Genomic DNA, 17502 nt, shown 5'->3' with positions numbered 1-17502 from the left:
GGGAGGGCATCCCGACGCACCCTCTTGCGCGGGCGCGCAACCGCCCCACCTCCTAGTGGGATTGGCCGATCGTCTTCATCCATGTCAAAACAGGGTATGGGCCAAAACAAGGCGGGGACAACTGGATTGATGCAAAAAGCGACGCACGACATTCGCCGCGACGGGTCCGATTCAATTCCCGCGGGTCTTGCGGATCTTGTTGCACGCGCCGGTGACGGGCGGGGAATTCCGCCGGTGGAACGCTGGAATCCGCCCTATTGCGGCGAAATCGACATGCGGATCTCCGCCGACGGGCGCTGGCATTACCTTGGCTCGCCGATCGGACGCGCGCGTCTGGTGCGGTTGTTCGCGTCCGTCCTGCGCCGCGACGACGACGGCCGTCACTATCTCGTGACCCCGGTCGAGCGGATCGGAATCACCGTCGACGATGCGCCGTTTCTCGCTGTTGAACTGTTTGCCGAAGGCGAGGGCCGCGACCGGCTGATCACGCTGCGCACCAATGTCGGCGATGTGGTGCGGGTCGATGCCGATCACCCCTTGCGCTTTTCGGCCGAAGCGGAGACCGGGGGGCTGAAGCCCTATGTCACCGTCCGGCGGAGGCTGGAGGCGCTGTTCTCCCGGCCTCTGCTGCACCAGCTCGCGGAGATGCTTGAGGAAGATCCCGCCACGCCCGAACGCCTCGGCGTATGGAGTGGCGGTGTTTTCTTTCCTGTTCCCGCGGAGGTCGCCGCGCCCGACGGGGAGGAGGGGACGTGAGCCTTGCCGCCGACGCGCAGGACCGCGGCTTTCTTGCGTCCGCCGAAGCCTTCACGCTGCATGCGAGGGCGCGAATCGACCGCGTCGCGCGCGAAGAGGTCGGCGACCATGTCCTCAATCCGGACCTCGAACCCTTCGCCTTTGCCAAACGCCCGCCGCGCGACGCCGCGGTCCTGATCGCGGTGATCGAACGCAAGGCGGGGGCGAGCGTCATCCTGACCCAGCGCACCGACCACCTGCCCTCGCACGCCGGACAGATCTCGCTTCCCGGCGGCAAGATCGAGCCGCATGACGACGGCCCGCTGGCGGCGGCATTGCGCGAGGCGGACGAAGAGATCGGCCTGTCGCCCGGACTTGTGCGTCCGGCCGGAATTCTTCCCACCTATCTGACCGGATCCGGGTATAGGGTTGCCCCTGTCGTGGCTCTGGTCGATCCGGCGGCGCGCCTGACACCCGATCCCGGCGAGGTGGCCGAGGTCTTCGAGGTGCCGCTCGCCTTCCTGATGGACGAGGCCAACCACCAGCGGCAAAGCCGGATGCTCGCCGGAAAGCCGCGTCACTTCTACGCCATGCCCTACAGGGAACGCTACATCTGGGGCGTGACCGCCGGGATCCTGAGGCTCTTGTTCGAAACGGTTTGCCGCTGATGCTGCGTGTTGTTCTCACTCAACTTTTCCTGTTCGCGCTTCCCTTCATCGGGTACGCGGTCTGGCTGTTCGTCAACAAGAAGGCGCAGACATCCGAAAACTGGCGTCAGGGTCCGATGGTCTGGCTGGTGATGGGCGGCTTCGGCCTCGCGATTGCCGGCATGGTCTGGCTGGCGACCTTCGAAGGGCTGCCGGAGGGCAAGGTCTACAAGCCGGCCGAACTGCGCGACGGGGTGCTCATTCCCGGTCGCTACGAGTAGGGCACGGATCGCGATGAACGCGCGGATCACGGCCGACTGGCTGCGGGCGCCTGCGCTGCAGGCGGTGTTCGATGCCCTGGAGACGGATGGCGACACGGCCCGCGTCGTTGGCGGCGCGGTGCGCAACACGCTGCTCGGCCTGCCGGCGACCGATATCGACATCTCAACGACGGCCGAGCCGGCCTTGGTGATGGAGAAGGCGGCCGCAAAGGGGCTCAAGGCCGTGCCGACCGGCTTCGATCACGGGACCGTCACGCTGGTCAGCGCCGGCACGCCCTATGAGGTCACCACCCTGCGCGAGGACGTGGAAACGCACGGGCGCTCGGCGACCGTGCGCTTCGGCCGCAACTGGCAGCACGATGCGGAACGGCGCGACTTCACCATGAATGCGCTTTATGCCGACCGAAGCGGCCAGGTGTTCGACCCGGTCGGCGGGCTCCCGGACCTGGAGGCGCGGCATGTGCGCTTCATCGGGGATCCGCGGCTCAGGATCGCGGAGGACTATCTGCGTATCCTGCGGTTTTTCCGGTTTCACGCCCAGTATGGCGCGGGCGATCTCGACGCCGCCGGCTTTGCGGCCGTCATCGACCTTCGCGACGGCCTGGCCGGGCTTTCGGCGGAGCGCATCGGCATGGAGATGCGCAAGCTCGTGGCCGCGCCGCGTGCCGCCGAAACGGTGCTGGCGATGCGTGAGGCGGGCATTGTTTCGCGGGTGCTTGCAACCCATGGCGGGCTGAAACCGTTTCAGAACCTGAGGGCACTCGACGCGCTGGCGCCGGAGACCCGCGCGCCCGCGCTTGCGCTGGCGGTCCTCAGCGACGGCGGCGAGGACGACCTCGACGACATGGCCGACCACCTGCGGCTGTCCAATGCGGAGCGCAAGCGCATGAAGGCCGCGCGCGCCGCCTCCGACATTCCGTGCGGGTGGGGCGCGGCGCGTCCAGCACCCGTGCCCGACACCGAGATCCGGCGCCTGCTGTTTCTCGCCGGCCGGGAAGCCGCCATCGACGGGATGCTGCATGCCTGGGCAAATGCGGGGACGGGGCCGCAGGACGACTTGTTCGCCGATGCGCTCACGCGCCTCCGGGACGCCGAAATTCCGGTGTTCCCCCTGACCGGCAAGGATCTTGTCTCCGCCGGCGTGCCAGCCGGGCCAAAGGTCGGAGAGGGGCTTCAGAAGGCGCAGGCTGCCTGGATCGACAGCGGGTTTGCGCTCGATCGCGAGGCGCTTCTTGCCGCAGCGAAAGCGGACTGACCGGCCGGGCGCGGATTTTTCACGGAGGGTGCCACAGACGCAGCTGGAGAAACGGAGGAAACGAAGATGACCGAACAGGTTCTCGTTGCAACCGATGGATCCGACATGTCCGGCAAGGCCGTTGAAATGGCGGCCCGGATCGCCGCGAGCTTCAAAGCCCCGATGACAGTGGTGCATGTGCTCATGCACGGAAGCCGCGCCGAGGAAGCAAGCCGGCTGGCCGAGGTCGAACATCTTGTGGACCATGTCTCGGCGACGGCGATGCCGAACCTCGGCAATGTCCCGGGGTCGATGCAGGACCTTCTGGGCGCTTCGCGGAACGCGGACGAAACGGCCCGGATCGTCTCGGCGCTCGGCGACCGGATCGCGGAAGACGCCGCAAACCGGTCGCGCGAGATGGGGGTTTCGAGCGTCGATGTCCGCGTGGTGGCGGGCGATTGTGCCGAAAGCATTCTCGACACAGCCCGGGACATCGGCGCCGACCTCATCGTGATGGGCAGCCGCGGTCTTGGCGGCCTCAAGGGGCTGCTCCTCGGGAGTGTGTCCAGCAAGGTCTCCCAGCATGCCACCTGCAGTGTCCTGACGGTGCGATAGGTCGCTGGCAGGTTCCTTGCGGACTAATCCTCCGCGAAAACGCCCGTCGCGGCGAGGCCTTCGACACGGGTCTCGCCGGCGTCCTTGAGGATCCTGCGCGGCACGGCGCCAGCCTCGCGGGCGAGCGCGTCGGCGAAGGTCTGCGAATGGGTCACGATCCACACTTGGGTGCGCTCGCAGGCGCGTGCGACGGCGCGGGCAAGCGGTTCCAGCAGATCCGGATGGAGGCTTGCTTCCGGTTCGTTGAGGGCGACGAACGCCGGCAACCGGTAGGCGAGAAGCGCGCCCATCAGCGCCAGATAGTTCAGCGTTCCGTCGGAGAGTTCATGCGCCGCGAAGGCGCGCGGCAGGTCGGGAAAGCGCATCGCGAAACGGGCGCTCGCCCCGTCGACGCCGATTTCGAGCCGCGCGCCGGGAAAGGCATCGGCCACGGCCTCGTCAAGCAGGTGGGTGTCGACGCGCACCTCGCTCAGCGTCGCGAAGACGGCCGCGAGGTCGGATCCGTCGGCTGCAAGCGTCGGGGTGGTGAGCGCCAGCGCGGGCCGGCGCAGCGCAGCCTCCGGATCCGTGCGAAATCCGTGGTGAAAGCGCCAGTCGGAAAGCGCCCTGCGGACAATGTCGAGTTCGGGAAAGCGTGCCCCGTCGCGAAAGGCGAAAAGCGCGGTCTCGGACCCGAGCAATTCGTTGGCATAGGTCGCGCGGCTGCCGTCCGCCGCACGCAGGGTCGCGGTCGGGCCGGCGCGTTCCATCAGCACGACATCGCGGCGGCCCGCCGCGATGGTCAGCCGCTCCGACTTGACCAGCGGTTCCAGCGGCAGTGCCGCGTCGGAGCCGAGTTTCGGCAGACCGACGGCGATGGCATAGGTCATGTCGCCCAGTCTGGCGGAGAGTTCCAGCCGCACCGGCGCGCCTTTGCGCCGCACGCCCGCCCACAGCACGCTCTCCACGCCGCCCTCTTCCGCGATCGCCCGCGTGATGCGGCCGAAGGCGGCTTCCCGCAGGAGGGACAGCGCACGGTAGAGATTGGTCTTGCCGGTGCCGTTGCGCCCGACGAAGACGTTCAGCGCACCGACGGGCAGATGCATCCGCCGGATCGAGCGGTAGTTGTCGATCCCGACGGCTGTCAGCGGCGGCAGGCTCATGGCGTCCGGATCACGGCCATTTCACGACCGGGGGCATGGAGGAAAGGATCGAGGCGACGTTGCCGCCGGTCTTCAACCCGAAGATCGTGCCGCGGTCGTAGAGCAGGTTGTATTCCACGTAGCGGCCGCGCCGCACGAGCTGTTCCTCGCGCTCCGCTTCGCTCCAGGGCTTGTGGTAGTTGGCGCGCACCAGCTTCGGGTAGACGTCGAGAAACGCCAGTCCCACGTCCTTGGTGAAGGCGAGGTCCGCGTCCCAGTCGCCGGAATGCAGGTAGTCGTAGAAGATGCCGCCGATGCCGCGCGCCTCGTTGCGGTGCTTGAGGTGGAAATACTCGTCGCACCACGTCTTGTAGCGGTCGTAGTCGGCAACCTCATGGGCGTTGCAGGCTTGTTCCATCGCGGCGTGGAAGGCCACGGTGTCGGGATCTTCCTGGGTGCGGCGCGCATCGAGAACGGGGGTGAGGTCGGCGCCGCCACCGAACCACTGGCGCGTGGTGACAACCATGCGCGTGTTCATGTGCACGGCCGGCACATGCGGATTGTTGAGATGCGCGATCAGCGAAATACCGGATGCCCAGAAGCGCGGATCTTCGGCCGCGCCCGGGATTTGGCCGCGAAACTCCGGCGAGAACTCGCCATGGACCGTGGAAATGTGAACGCCGACCTTCTCGAAGACCCGGCCCTTCATGATCGACATGACGCCGCCGCCGCCCTTGGCGCCCGAGGAATCGGTGCGCTCCCAGGGAGAACGTTCGAAACGGCCGGGAGCGGTGTCGGCGAGCGCGCCCGGCAGCGCCGCATGTTCGCCGGCGTCATCCTCGATCGCCTCGAAGGCGGCGCAAATGCGGTCGCGCAGGCTGCGAAACCAGAGCGCCGCCTCCTCCTTCTTGGCTTCGATATCCGACGGAACCGGTCCGCCCTTCACATCCTGCGTCGCTGCCTTTGCGCCAGTCATGGTGCCGTGTGTCCTCGCTGTCGTTCTTGGGTCCGCCGGCGGTGTCAGCGCCGGTAGATCAGGGGGTAGCGTTCCGGGTCGACCGCTGTTCCGTCGCAGTCCGGCTTCGCGCGATATTCGATCATCTCAAAGGCCGCGTCGACGACGCGGTGCCGCTCATAGGTTCCGCAATCGCCGAGGCCCCGGTCAACCGTGAAACTCGAGACCGTTCGGGTCGGGAGATCCCAGACCGGGTTGAACAGAACATTGGCCGACATGCGTGGATGGCCCTTCACGTTCTGAAACGTGAGGAAGGTGAATTCGCCCGGTGCGTAGAGATTGACATGGGCATAGACATAGGCGGCGTTGTGCATTCCCGCGCTGCAGCCCATCTCCCAGATCGCGCCTTCTTCGCTCGTCTGGTAGCCGGTGACGCCGATACGCTCAAGGGAGGCGCGCCAGTCGCAGTCGTATGTGCTGTTCAGCGCCGCGATCATCTCGTCGGGCACATCGGCGGTGCGCACGTCGTATGTCTCGAAGAGATTGCTGAAATCCGTCTCGCCCTCGTCGGCAAGGGAGGTGGGACCGTTCGCCGGCGGGGTCATGCAGCCGGCGCCGCCCGCCACGCTCATGCGGAAGGGAAGAAAGCCCTGGCGGATCACGGTGAGCTTGCCGGTTTCCACCTCGATGGCCTCGCCCTCTTCCGGCGCAAAGGTCAGGTCGAGAATGACGCGCGTGTCGCCGTCGTCGCTCCGGTAGAGCTGGACGGGATAGAGGTCGTAGCCGGTGGCCGCGCCGCCGACGGCGATACGCGTCAGTCGAGGCACCGCGTCGCCGATGCGGATGCGGGCGGCGGAGCGCGCGAAATCGAATCCGAAATCCTCAAGGAAGACATGCGCGTAGCGGTCCGTGTCGGGATCGCGATTGGCTTGCCACAGACGCAGCGAACAGGCGCTCGGGGGCGCGATGTCGGAGGTCTTGAACAGGCGCACGTCGAGGGTTGCATCGTCTTCGGCGGCGAGTGCGGGAAGCGCGATCGCCAGCACCGCGCCGGCCGCCAGCGTTCCGGCCAGCCGTTGTGCACCCGCCCGGTGCCGACTGAACCATGCGTCGCCGTTTCGCTTCATTCGCCGCTCCCGTTTCCCTGCGATCCCCGGCGCAACAGTAGCTTGCGCAATGGGGTGCGCAAGCCCGTGTCGGTTATTGTTCCGGCGGCATCGCGAACCCGCCGGTCTGGCGCAGTGCCTCGCCGAGCACCATCGCGGCGGAGACCGCGACGTTGAGCGAGCGCAGGCCCGGGTGCATCGGAATGGTCAGCCTGGCATCGGCGCCCGCATGCACCTCCTGCGGGACGCCGGCGCTTTCGCGCCCGAGCATCAGGATGTCCGTATCGGCAAAGGCAAACCCGGTATAGGGCGTCGTTGCCGCGGTGCTCATCAGCACGAGGCGGCGACCGGTTTCCGCCCGCCAGGCTTCGAAGGCCGCGAAATTCAGGTGGCGAACCAGCGGTGCGCGCTCCAGATAATCCATACCGGCGCGTTTCAGTGCGTGGTCGGAGAGCGGGAATCCCGCAGGCTCAATCAGATGAACCTTGCTGCCCATGCAGGCGGCCAGCCGCAGGATCGTGCCGGTGTTCTGGGGAATGTCGGGTTGGTAAAGCGCAAGGTCCGGCATGGAAGGCCATTGTTTCCGGGCGCGGCCGGCGTGGGGCAAACCAGCCGGCAGGCGCATGGGTTGGGCGAGCGCCGTGGTGATAGACTGACGAGGGCGCGCTGTCATTTCGATTCGGTCTGTCGGATGCGCGGGGCGTGTCGCGAAGCCGGGCCGAGGCGAGGGAGAGTTTGGTGTTTGAGCGCGTTTTCTCCTGGTTCGAGAGACGGATCGATCCGCTGGTGCCGTTGCCCGGCGGCCCGGTGCCGCGCGGGGCGCTTTCCTACCTCTGGTTCTTCGTTTCGCAGGCGAAGCTCGCGTTCCTGGCAATGCTGGTGCTCGGCGGGCTGACGGCGCTGATCGAGGCCGCGCTTTATGTGTTCGTCGGCGACCTCGTCGACATGATGGAAAGCGGCTCGCGGGCGGATTTTCTCGCCGATCATGCGCCGATGCTGACGCTGATGGCGCTCACCGTGCTGCTGCTTCGCCCAGCCATCGCCGCCTTGACCGCGCTGGTGGAGGAGCAGGTGATCGTGCCGGGTTTCTTCAACCTGGTGCGTTTTCAGGGGCACGCGCAGGTGATCGGCAAGTCGCTCGCCTATTTTCAGGACGAGTTTGCCGGGCGCATTTCGCAAAAGGTCTGGCAATCGGGACAGGCGGCCGGCGACTTCATGGTCAGCCTTTTGCAGGTGATCTGGTTCATCGTTGTCTTCGCGCTCACAACCTTGACGATCCTGACAAGGCTCGATCCGCTGTTCGGTGCGGTGGTCTTCGTCTGGCTGGTCGTCTTCGCGCTCGTCGCCCGCCATTTCGTGCCGAAGATCCGGGCCCGCGCCCGCGCAACCGCCCATGCCGGCTCCGGTGTCACCGGACGTTTCGTCGATACCTACGGCAACATCCAGACGATCAAGCTGTTCAGTTCGCCCACGCGGGAGGGCGAGGGCACGCGCGCCGCCTATGAGGTTTTTCTCGGCGCGATCCGGCGTTTCACCCGCACGTTGACGACCGTGCGCAGCCTGATGAGTGTCGTGTCGGGCGTGATGATCGCGGCGATCGCGGCGCTGGCGATCTCCGCATGGCTGGCGGGCACCGTGACCACCGGCGACGTGGCGCTGACGCTCGGGCTGGTGTTGCGCCTCAATGTCCTGCTCGGCCGCCTGCTCGGGCAGCTCAACGGGCTGTTCCGCGCGCTTGGAACGCTTCAGGACAGCGCGGAAACGATCACCCGACCGGTCACGGTCACCGACCGTCCGGGTGCCGGGGCGCTTGCCGTGCCGCGCGGGGAAATCGCGTTCGAAACCATCCGCTTTCACTACGGCAAGGCCGGCGGGGTGATCGAGGATCTGTCGCTCACGATCAAGCCGGGCGAGAAGGTCGGGCTTGTCGGGCGGTCGGGTGCCGGCAAGTCGACGATGATCAACCTGCTTTTGCGTTTCTACGATCTGGAAGGCGGGCGCATCCTGATCGACGGCCAGGATGTTTCCGCCGTGACGCAAGGCTCGCTCAGGGACAAGATCGGGGTCGTCACCCAGGACACCGCACTGCTGCACCGTTCGATCCGCGACAACATCGCGCTGGGCCAGGCCGGCGCGAGCGATGCGCAGGTGCTGGAGGCGGCGCGCCGGGCTCATGCGGAAACCTTCATTTCCGAGCTTTCCGACAGCCGCGGGCGCACCGGTTTCGACGCGCATGTCGGCGAACGCGGGGTGAAGCTCTCCGGCGGTCAGCGCCAGCGCATCGCCATTGCCCGGGTGCTCCTCAAGAACGCGCCGATCCTCGTGCTCGACGAGGCGACCTCGGCGCTGGATTCCGAAATCGAGGCCGCGATCCAGGAAAGCCTGTCGGAGCTGATGCGCGACAAGACGGTGATCGCGATTGCGCATCGCCTGTCGACGATTGCCGCCATGGACCGTCTCATCGTGATGGACGGGGGCCGGATCGTGGAAGACGGTCCGCATGAGGCGTTGTTGCGGCAAGGCGGGCTTTATGCGGACCTGTGGAACCGGCAGTCGGGCGGCTTCCTGACGGCGGACACGTTTGCGCGGGAGAACACGCCGACCTGAGGGTGTGTTAAGTCGTTTTTATCGTTAAGACATTCTTAAGAGGTTTGGTTCGATATGGGGTACGCCTTCAGGTTGTGTTTTGCTGCCTTTAGGCCTGCGAAACGGGGGTGTTTGCGGTGTCGGTACTTTCCATGCTCAAGACGGTCTCGGCGTTTGCCGGGCTTTCCGGTCAGAATCGCAACAACCGTGCGGTCGGCCTTTTCGCCCAGCAGGCGAACGCGACCCTCGACAAGCTGTCCGGCAGCGGCATCGCGCTGGACAAGGATTCCGTCAAGGAAGTCAAGGACAGCGTCGAGATCAGCCAGAGCCTGAAGCGCATGTCGGAATCGATGAAGGACGGTGCGCGTTCCAATCGGGTGTCGGAGATCAAGCAGAAGATCGCCGAGCTCAAGCAGCGCCTGCAATTCGCCACGCCGAAGCAGGCCAAGGCCTTGCTGAAGGAACTCAAGCAGCTTGCCCAGGATTTCAAGGGCGCCGCCTCGCAGCTCAGTTCCGATGCATCGGTGCTTTCCGGCGGTGGAGCCGGGGGCGCCGGCGTGCAGGCCATGGCCGGAACCGGCGAGACAGCTGCCGCGGTTGCAGCCGGTGCCGAGGGGCAGGCGGGCGAGGGCGGCGCGAATGCGGACACCGGGGGCGAAACCGCCACGCCGTTTGCCATGGTGTCCCCGGACGGGGACGCCGGGAGCGAAGCCGGACTTGGCGTTGCCATTGGCTCGGGCGAGGATGCCGCGCCGGGCGACGAAACGGGGCCGAACCAGGAAGAACTCAGGTCGGGTCTCCAGGCCTATATCGGAGAGCAGGAAGCCGAGGAACAGGCGGTAACGCGGTCTCGCGCCGAGAACATGAAGCGCGAGCGCGACACGCTGAAGGAGATCGGCGAGGAGCTCAAGCAACTTGCCGAAAAAATCGAGGCTCTGGCCCGCCGGGACCAGTCCGGCGAGGCGGACAAGAAAAACGACGCGCGGGCCATCGACCGGGCCATCGACGAGGGGGACCGGGCGCTCGACAGTCCCGGTCTCGTGCAGGCGCTCTCCGGGCTGTCTCCCGAACCCGAGGGCGCGTCGTCACCCTCCGTTGCGGCGCCCGCCCCTTCGGTGGAGCCGGGGCAGGCGAGCCTGGCCTATACCGCCAGCGCGCCGGCGCAGGTCGCGGTTCCCGGCTCGGTCCAGCCCGTGGCAGCGCTTGTCGTGTAGCGGAAACGCCTTTCTTGAAAACCTCGTCACTGCGGGCCGGTCGCCGCAGGCGGACAAGCTCGACGCGCGTGCCGGCGAGTGCGGTGTGAAACCTGCCGGCGGCCAGCGCCGGCGCACCGCCTGCCGGCGATTTCAGTCATGGACCGTCTCATCGTGATGGACGAGGGTCGGAGCGTGAAGGACGGTCCGCATGAGGGCTTCCGGAGCGCGGCGGCCGCCATGCCGATCTGTGGACCCGGCGGCCCGGCGCATTTCGCGCGGCCGGGCGAGATGCCCGACACAACCTTGAATGTTGCGTTCGCGCAACAGGGCGTTGCCGATCTGCATCGGCGTGCGCGCTGGCGCTGTGCAATCGCCCGGTTTTGTGTATTGTCGCGATCAGGCATCGGTCTCGCATGGGACTGTCGCCGCCGAGCCGTCGCCATTTACAGCATCCACACACCGCAGAGGAGGGGTCGCATGATTGAAGTCCGTATGCTCGACAATCGAACCGCCGCTGCCGGTGTTTGCGTCTCGCCCTGTCAACAGGGCGCTGCCGCCGGTTCGTGACGGCCTGAGGCCCGGCGCCCGACGCCGCGCATTTCACGCCTGATTTTCCCCAAAGTCTGCCGGACCCTGTCCGGCCTCCTTTTCGTCGTCGCACGCAATTCCCCGCACACGGGGAATGCGCGAAAGCTTCGGTTTCGTGTCGGCCGCGCGGCGTTTCCCGTTTTTGACGTTTTGGGAGATTTCCCATGTCCGGCCATATCCATCGGGATGCCGGTGTCGACCGCCTGTCGGTCGATGCCGCCGTTCCCCCCGCGCCGCGCTTGCGGGCACGCGATGTCGCGCGCGCCGTTGTCGTCGCGGTCCTGGCGAGCGTTGTTATCGCCGCTCTCCTGTTTCTGCCGCTTGCAGCGAGCGAGATCGCGCGCCTCGATGCGGTGGTGATGCAGGGCGCGTCGCAGCCCGCCGCCGCCCTGCTCGACAGGTTGAGCACGCTGTTTTTCGGCCTGCTTGTGCTTTCCGGCGCGGTCGTCTCCTTCGCCGCCGCCGTTTTGCTGACCCCGCCAGCGCCGCAGCCGGTGTTTCCGCCATCGCGGCGCTGGCGGAGACGCGTGGACCGCGTGTCCCGCGGGTCCGATCCGATCCTTTCGGGAGGTCAGAATGTTCGCGTGGTTTGAGAAGATGATCGATCCGTTCCGGTCGGGGCCGCTTGAGGCCCCGCCGGCGACGCTTTTCAGTTTTTGCTGGCATTACACCCGGCCGGTCTGGCCGGTCCTTGCCGTCGTTTCCGGTCTCGGCGCGGTGCTCGCGATCTTCGAGGTCTTGATCTTCTCGTTCCTCGGAGATCTGGTGAACTGGTTGGAAACTGCGGACCGGGACACTTTCTTTTCGCAAAACGCCGGCCAACTCATCTGGATGAGCGCGGTCTTGCTGATCGTTCTTCCGGTGCTTGCGCTCTTGTGGGAGCTTTTTTTCCATCAGGCGCTGATCGGGAACTATCCGATGGTCATCCGCTGGCAGGTGCATCGCTATCTGCTGCGCCAGAGCGTCGGTTTCTATCAGGACGACTTCGCCGGGCGCATCGCCACCAAGGTGATGCAGACCTCGCTGGCCGTGCGCGAGGTGGTCACACGGATCCTCGACGTTCTTGTCTATGTCGTGGTCTACTTCGTGTCCGCCGTGGTCCTGACCGGCCTTTCGGACTGGCGCCTGGCGATGCCGCTGGTGCTGTGGCTCGGGGCCTATCTGGCGGTGCTCTTCTTTTTCGTGCCGCGTCTCAAGACGGTCTCCAAGGCGCAGGCGGACGCCCGCTCGCTCATGACCGGGCGTGTCGTCGATGCCTACACGAACATCGCCACGGTGAAGCTCTTCTCCCACACCGACCGCGAGGAGACCTATGCCCGCACGTCCATGTGGGATTTCCTGAAGACCGTCTACCGGCAGATGCGGCTGGTGACGCTGCTCAACATCTCGCTTCATATGATCAACCTGCTGCTGATCTTTGCAAGCGGTCTGGTTTCGATCCTGCTCTGGCAGGCCGAGGCGGTCTCGACCGGCGACATTGCTGTGGCGATCGGCCTGGTGTTGCGGCTCCAGGGCATGTCGCAGTGGATCCTGTGGGAGGTCTCGGGACTTTTCGAGAACATCGGCACCGTGCAGGACGGCATCACCACGATCTCGCGCGAGCGCGATGTGCGCGACTTGCCGGATGCCACGCCGCTGGCGGTGACCGAGGGCGCGATCCGCTTCGAGGACATCCGTTTTCACTACGGCAAGCAGGCGGGCGTCATCGAGCGCATGTCGCTCGACATCAAGCCCGGCGAGAAGGTCGGCGTCATCGGGCGTTCGGGTGCCGGCAAGTCCACCCTGGTCAATCTGCTGCTGCGTTTCTACGACCTCGAGGGCGGGCGCATCCTGATCGACGGGCAGGACATCGCCGACGTCACGCAGGCGAGCCTGCGCGCCAACATCGGCATGGTCACGCAGGACACCTCGCTGCTGCACCGTTCGGTCTACGACAACATCGTCTACGGCCGGCCCGATGCCGGTCCGCAAGACGCGATGCAGGCTGCAGCGGCTGCTCATGCGGACGGTTTCATTCCCGATCTGGAGGACAAGGCCGGCCGGCGAGGGCTCGATGCCCATGTGGGGGAGCGCGGGGTGAAGCTCTCCGGCGGTCAGCGCCAGCGCATCGCGGTTGCCCGCGTGCTCTTGAAGAACGCGCCGATCCTGGTTCTGGACGAAGCAACCTCCGCGCTCGATTCGGAGGTCGAGGCCGCGATCCAGGAGAGCCTGGAGGACCTGATGCAGGGCAAGACCGTGATCGCCATCGCGCATCGCCTGTCGACCATCGCGGCGATGGACCGCCTGATCGTCATGGACCAGGGGCGCATCGTCGAGGACGGCACGCATGACATGCTGCTGGCGCGGGGCGGAATCTATGCCGACCTGTGGCGGCGCCAGTCCGGCGGTTTCATCGACAGCGCGGCACCGGCGCCCGCGTCCTGACGGTCGTCCGGGCGGGCATTGTTTCCCAGATGGATCAGGTGTCCGCCCGGTCGGTGCCGGGATGCGAAAAAAACCGCGACAAACCGTCATTGCCGGCACGGGGGATCTGGACAAGCGCTGGCAACGGTGCCAATAACGCCGGTGCTTGGAAAGGTGCGACAGCCGCACCTGCCGCCCTGACAGCACGTCCCGCCGACCCTTGTGTCTTCGACCGCAAGGGGCCGGCGGCCAGACGGCGTTGTCGCCGGGCTCGAAGATCAAAGAGGACGCGACCTTGGCACAGCAGGATACGGTCGAACCCACACGCCGCGATTTCCTCTATATCGCGACCGGTGCGATGGGTGCGGTCGGCGCAGGCGCGCTGGCATGGCCATTCATTCACCAGATGAACCCGGATGCGTCCGCGCTGGCGCTGGCCTCCATCGAGGTCGACGTGGCGGCAGTGGAGCCGGGGCAGTCGATCAAGGTGATGTGGCGCGGCAAGCCCGTGTTCATCCGCAACCGCACCGACGAGGAAGTCGCGGAAGCCAACGACGTTCCCGTCGATGAACTTCCCGACCGGATGGCGCGCAATCTCAATCTCTCCGCCGACGCTGTGGCGAGCGATGAAAACCGCGGCGTGGAGGGCAACGAGGCGCTGATCGTCATGGTCGGCGTGTGCACCCACCTTGGTTGCATTCCGCTTGGACAGGCCGGCGATTTCGGCGGGTGGTTCTGCCCCTGCCACGGTTCGCACTACGACACGGCCGGTCGTATTCGCAAGGGTCCCGCGCCTGAGAATCTCCTGATCCCGCCGTTCGAGTTCATCTCGGACGATGTGATCCGGATCGGTTGATCAAGCGGCAGTTTCGAGGAGGCAGCCATGGCTGGACATTCCAACTACGTGCCGCAGAGCGCGGCGGCTAAGTGGCTTGAAAGCCGCTTGCCGGTCATTTCGCTCGTTCGCGGCTCTTTCGTCGATTTTCCCACCCCGAAGAACCTCAACTACTGGTGGACCTTCGGCGGTATCCTGTTCTTCGTGCTGGTCGCGCAGATCCTCACCGGCATCGTGCTTGTGATGCATTACACGGCGAGCACCGACGCGGCCTTCGCCTCCGTCGAGCACATCATGCGCGACGTGAACTTCGGCTGGTTGCTGCGCTACCTGCATGCCAACGGCGCGTCGATGTTCTTCATCGCCGTCTTCATCCACATGTTCCGCGGCATGTACTACGGCTCCTACAAGGCGCCGCGCGAGATCTCGTGGATCCTGGGCGTCATCATCTTCCTGATCATGATGGCCACCGCCTTCATGGGCTACGTGCTTCCCTGGGGGCAGATGTCCTTCTGGGGCGCCACGGTGATCACCAACCTGTTCTCGGCGCTGCCGCTCGTGGGCGAGCCCATCGTGCAGTGGCTGTGGGGCGGCTTCGCGGTCGACAATCCGACGCTGAACCGCTTCTTCTCGCTGCACTACCTGCTGCCGTTCATGATCTTCGGCGTGGTTTTGCTGCACGTGTGGGCGTTCCACACGACGGGCAACAACAACCCGACCGGCATCCAGCCTAAGACCAAGCAGGACACGCTGCCGTTCCATCCGTATTACACGATGAAGGATCTGTTCGCGATTGTCGTGTTCATGATCCTGTTTGCCTATTTTGTGTTCTACATCCCGAACTACCTCGGGCATGCCGACAACTACATCGAGGCGGATCCGCTGGTCACTCCGGCCCACATCGTTCCGGAATGGTACTTCCTGCCGTTCTACGCGATCTTGCGTGCCGTGCCGGACAAGCTTGGCGGCGTCATCCTGATGTTCGGCTCGATCGCAGTGCTCTTCGTGCTGCCGTGGCTCGACACCTCCAAGGTCCGCTCGGGAACCTACCGTCCGCTGTTCAAGCAGTTCTTCTGGATCTTCGCGGCCGTCTGTGTCGGTCTGGGGTACCTGGGCGCCATGCCGGCCGAGGGCATCTATGTCGTCCTCGCCCGCATCCTGACGGCCTATTATTTCGCCCACTTCCTGATCATTCTTCCGCTCCTCGGGTTCCTCGAGAAGCCGAAGCCGGTGCCTGCGTCGATTTCGGAATCGGTGCTGGGCGGATCTGGAAGCGGCAAGCCCGCCGGTGCGGTCGCCGCTCCGGAAACGAAGTGAACCACGGACGAGATTGGGAGTTCTCCTGAATGAACACGATGATCAAATCCGTGCGCGGCGCCATGCTGGCCCTGGCGACAGTCGCCGTCGCCGCGCCGGCCCTGGCCGCCGGCGAGGGACCGCACATCGAGCGTGAGCAGTGGTCTTTTGCCGGTCCGTTCGGCACTTACGACCGGGCGCAGCTTCAGCGCGGCTTCAAGGTGTACAAGGAGGTTTGCGCCTCCTGTCACGGCGCAAAGTTCCTCGCCTTCCGCAACCTCGCCCAGCCGGGCGGTCCCGGCTTCACCGAGGAACAGGCGAAGGTGGTTGCCGCGGAATACACGGTGCCCAAGGGTGTCGACGAATATGGCGATCCGGTCGAAGGACCGGCCGTCCTGTCCGATCGCTGGCCTTCGCCGTTTCCGAACGAGACGGCCGCACGCGCGGCCAACGGCGGCGCCTATCCGCCGGACTTCTCGACGCTGGCCAAGGCGCGCGCCGTGGCCAGCGGCTTTCCGGGCTTCGTCTTCGATATCTTCACGCAGTATCAGGAGCACGGTCCTGACTACATCTACAATCTGCTGACCGGATACGAAGAAGCGCCGGAGGGGGTCGAAGTGCCCGTCGGCCAGTACTACAATCCGAAGTTCATCGCCGGGAACACCCTCGCAATGGCGCCGCCGCTCTATGCCGACAGCGTCGAATACACCGACGGCACCCCGATGACGGTCGAGCAATACGCCAAGGATGTCTCCGCCTTCATGATGTGGGTGGCGGAGCCGAAGCTCGAGGAACGCAAGAACCTCGGCTTTCGGGTCATGATCTTCCTGATCGTGTTCGCGTCGCTGCTGTATTTCACCAAGAACGCGATCTGGCGGAACGTCGATCATTGATCTGACAGACCGTATCTCGCAGGATCGAGGCCGCCGGGCGACCCGGCGGCCTTTTTCATGTTCGCAACAGCCGTATTTCCCGTTAGGGCTGCGCTCATGATCGATGCAATCTATTTGGAGGTGGACGAATGAGCGAAGCCGTTCTCGGCGTGATTGGCGGCTCCGGGCTGTACGACCTGCCCGAACTGATCGATGCCGAATGGGTCACGGTGGAAAGCCCCTGGGGCGCGCCGTCGGACGATCTCAGGGTCGGGCGCGTCAACGGCCTCAAGGTCGTGTTCCTGCCGCGCCACGGGCGCGGCCACCGCCATGCCCCTTCCGATATCAATTATCGCGCAAACATCGATGCGATGAAGCGCTGCGGGGTGACGTCGCTGGTCTCTGTGTCCGCCTGCGGTTCGCTGAACGAGGCGATGGCGCCGGGGACTTTCGTGCTGGTCGATCAGTTCATCGACCGCACCTTTGCGCGCGAGAAGAGTTTTTTCGGCAAGGGCTGTGTCGCTCATGTTTCCATGGCGGAACCGGTCGCGCCGTTGCTTGTCGGGCATGTGGCCGCCGCCGCGACGGCGGAAGGCCTCGCCTATCACAAGGGCGGCACCTATCTGGCGATGGAAGGGCCGCAATTTTCCTCGCTCGCCGAAAGCGAGCTTTACCGGTCCTGGAACTGCGACGTGATCGGCATGACCAACATGCCGGAAGCCAAGCTCGCCCGCGAGGCGGAGATCTGCTACGCGACCGTTGCGATGGTCACCGACTACGACAGCTGGCACCCCGATCACGGGTCCGTCGACATCCAGGCAATCATCCGCGTCCTGCATGAGAACGCGGACAATGCCAGAGGTCTGATCGCGCGGCTTGCCCGCGACCTGCCGCGCACGCATGAACCCTGCCCGATCGGCTCTGATACGGCGCTGGAATACGCGATGATGACGGCACCCGAGGTGCGCGACCCCGAACTGGTCGCGAAGCTCGACGCCGTTGCCGGGCGCGTTCTGCAGGCGGCCGGCTGAG

General features: G+C 65.6%; 18 protein-coding genes. 14 read left to right on the top strand and 4 right to left on the bottom strand.

What is annotated here, in order from left to right; genetic code table 11:
• The first annotated feature begins 129 nt into the window (after positions 1–129).
• From G572_RS0114690 to G572_RS0114670, 5 genes are all read left to right on the top strand, one after another.
• Positions 130–756, top strand: a complete 627-nt coding sequence (locus tag G572_RS0114690; RefSeq protein WP_037546920.1) for a DUF1285 domain-containing protein — start codon at positions 130–132, stop codon at positions 754–756.
• The gene (locus G572_RS24060) at positions 753–1403 is read left to right on the top strand and encodes a CoA pyrophosphatase (RefSeq protein WP_051242424.1); all 651 of its coding nucleotides are present in this window, start codon (positions 753–755) and stop codon (positions 1401–1403) included. Before G572_RS0114690 ends, G572_RS24060 begins: the two co-directional genes overlap by 4 nt.
• Positions 1403–1663 carry a DUF6111 family protein gene (locus G572_RS0114680; protein WP_029059122.1) on the top strand — a complete coding sequence of 87 codons (261 nt, stop codon included), beginning with the start codon at positions 1403–1405 and terminating at the stop codon, positions 1661–1663. Before G572_RS24060 ends, G572_RS0114680 begins: the two co-directional genes overlap by 1 nt.
• Before the next feature lie 13 nt (positions 1664–1676).
• A complete protein-coding gene (locus G572_RS0114675; RefSeq protein WP_029059121.1) occupies positions 1677–2918 on the top strand; it encodes a CCA tRNA nucleotidyltransferase in 1242 nt (413 codons plus the stop codon).
• Positions 2919–2984: 66 nt separating this feature from the next.
• On the top strand, positions 2985–3512 hold the full coding sequence (locus G572_RS0114670) for a universal stress protein (RefSeq protein ID WP_029059120.1): 528 nt from the start codon (positions 2985–2987) through the stop codon (positions 3510–3512).
• Positions 3513–3535: 23 nt separating this feature from the next.
• On the opposite strand, the gene G572_RS0114665 is transcribed toward G572_RS0114670, so the two are convergent.
• From G572_RS0114665 to G572_RS0114650, 4 genes are all read right to left on the bottom strand, one after another.
• Positions 3536–4654, bottom strand: a complete 1119-nt coding sequence (locus G572_RS0114665) for an AAA family ATPase (RefSeq protein WP_037546918.1) — start codon at positions 4652–4654, stop codon at positions 3536–3538.
• 10 nt (positions 4655–4664) lie between these two features.
• Positions 4665–5609 (bottom strand): oxygen-dependent coproporphyrinogen oxidase, encoded by a 945-nt coding sequence (gene hemF, locus G572_RS0114660; protein ID WP_037546916.1) that lies wholly within the window; start codon positions 5607–5609, stop codon positions 4665–4667.
• 44 nt (positions 5610–5653) lie between these two features.
• Positions 5654–6715: a DUF1176 domain-containing protein gene (locus tag G572_RS25545; protein WP_029059117.1), complete on the bottom strand. Its 1062-nt coding sequence runs from the start codon at positions 6713–6715 to the stop codon at positions 5654–5656.
• A gap of 73 nt (positions 6716–6788) precedes the next feature.
• Complete coding sequence (locus G572_RS0114650; protein ID WP_029059116.1) at positions 6789–7262, bottom strand: tRNA (cytidine(34)-2'-O)-methyltransferase; 474 nt, start codon at positions 7260–7262, stop codon at positions 6789–6791.
• Positions 7263–7432: 170 nt separating this feature from the next.
• Here G572_RS0114650 and G572_RS0114645 point away from each other — a divergent pair, with 170 nt between their 5' ends.
• The 9 genes from G572_RS0114645 (at position 7433) to G572_RS0114605 (ending at position 17501) form a co-directional block, all read left to right on the top strand.
• On the top strand, positions 7433–9301 hold the full coding sequence (locus tag G572_RS0114645) for an ABC transporter ATP-binding protein (protein WP_425423438.1): 1869 nt from the start codon (positions 7433–7435) through the stop codon (positions 9299–9301).
• 116 nt (positions 9302–9417) lie between these two features.
• A complete protein-coding gene (locus tag G572_RS0114640; protein ID WP_156884630.1) occupies positions 9418–10494 on the top strand; it encodes a hypothetical protein in 1077 nt (358 codons plus the stop codon).
• A gap of 138 nt (positions 10495–10632) precedes the next feature.
• Entirely contained in the window at positions 10633–11043 is a 411-nt protein-coding gene (locus tag G572_RS26295; protein WP_156884628.1) for a hypothetical protein, read from the top strand.
• A 185-nt stretch (positions 11044–11228) separates the two neighbouring features.
• A complete protein-coding gene (locus G572_RS0114630; RefSeq protein ID WP_029059112.1) occupies positions 11229–11657 on the top strand; it encodes a hypothetical protein in 429 nt (142 codons plus the stop codon).
• Positions 11641–13488: an ABC transporter ATP-binding protein gene (locus G572_RS0114625; protein WP_029059111.1), complete on the top strand. Its 1848-nt coding sequence runs from the start codon at positions 11641–11643 to the stop codon at positions 13486–13488. The genes G572_RS0114630 and G572_RS0114625 overlap by 17 nt, the downstream gene beginning before the upstream one ends.
• A 274-nt stretch (positions 13489–13762) precedes the next feature.
• Positions 13763–14323 carry a ubiquinol-cytochrome c reductase iron-sulfur subunit gene (gene petA / locus G572_RS0114620; protein ID WP_029059110.1) on the top strand — a complete coding sequence of 187 codons (561 nt, stop codon included), beginning with the start codon at positions 13763–13765 and terminating at the stop codon, positions 14321–14323.
• Positions 14324–14350: 27 nt separating this feature from the next.
• Positions 14351–15619: a cytochrome b gene (locus G572_RS0114615; protein WP_029059109.1), complete on the top strand. Its 1269-nt coding sequence runs from the start codon at positions 14351–14353 to the stop codon at positions 15617–15619.
• A 29-nt stretch (positions 15620–15648) separates the two neighbouring features.
• Positions 15649–16491: a cytochrome c1 gene (locus G572_RS0114610; protein ID WP_029059108.1), complete on the top strand. Its 843-nt coding sequence runs from the start codon at positions 15649–15651 to the stop codon at positions 16489–16491.
• 128 nt (positions 16492–16619) lie between these two features.
• A complete protein-coding gene (locus G572_RS0114605) occupies positions 16620–17501 on the top strand; it encodes an S-methyl-5'-thioadenosine phosphorylase (RefSeq protein WP_029059107.1) in 882 nt (293 codons plus the stop codon).
• Position 17502 lies beyond the last annotated feature (1 nt).

Source organism: Stappia stellulata DSM 5886 (assembly GCF_000423705.1).
Lineage (GTDB): Bacteria > Pseudomonadota > Alphaproteobacteria > Rhizobiales > Stappiaceae > Stappia > Stappia stellulata.
The sequence above is the reverse complement of the archived record's forward strand: the minus strand, read 5'-3'. Positions and strand labels throughout refer to the sequence as shown.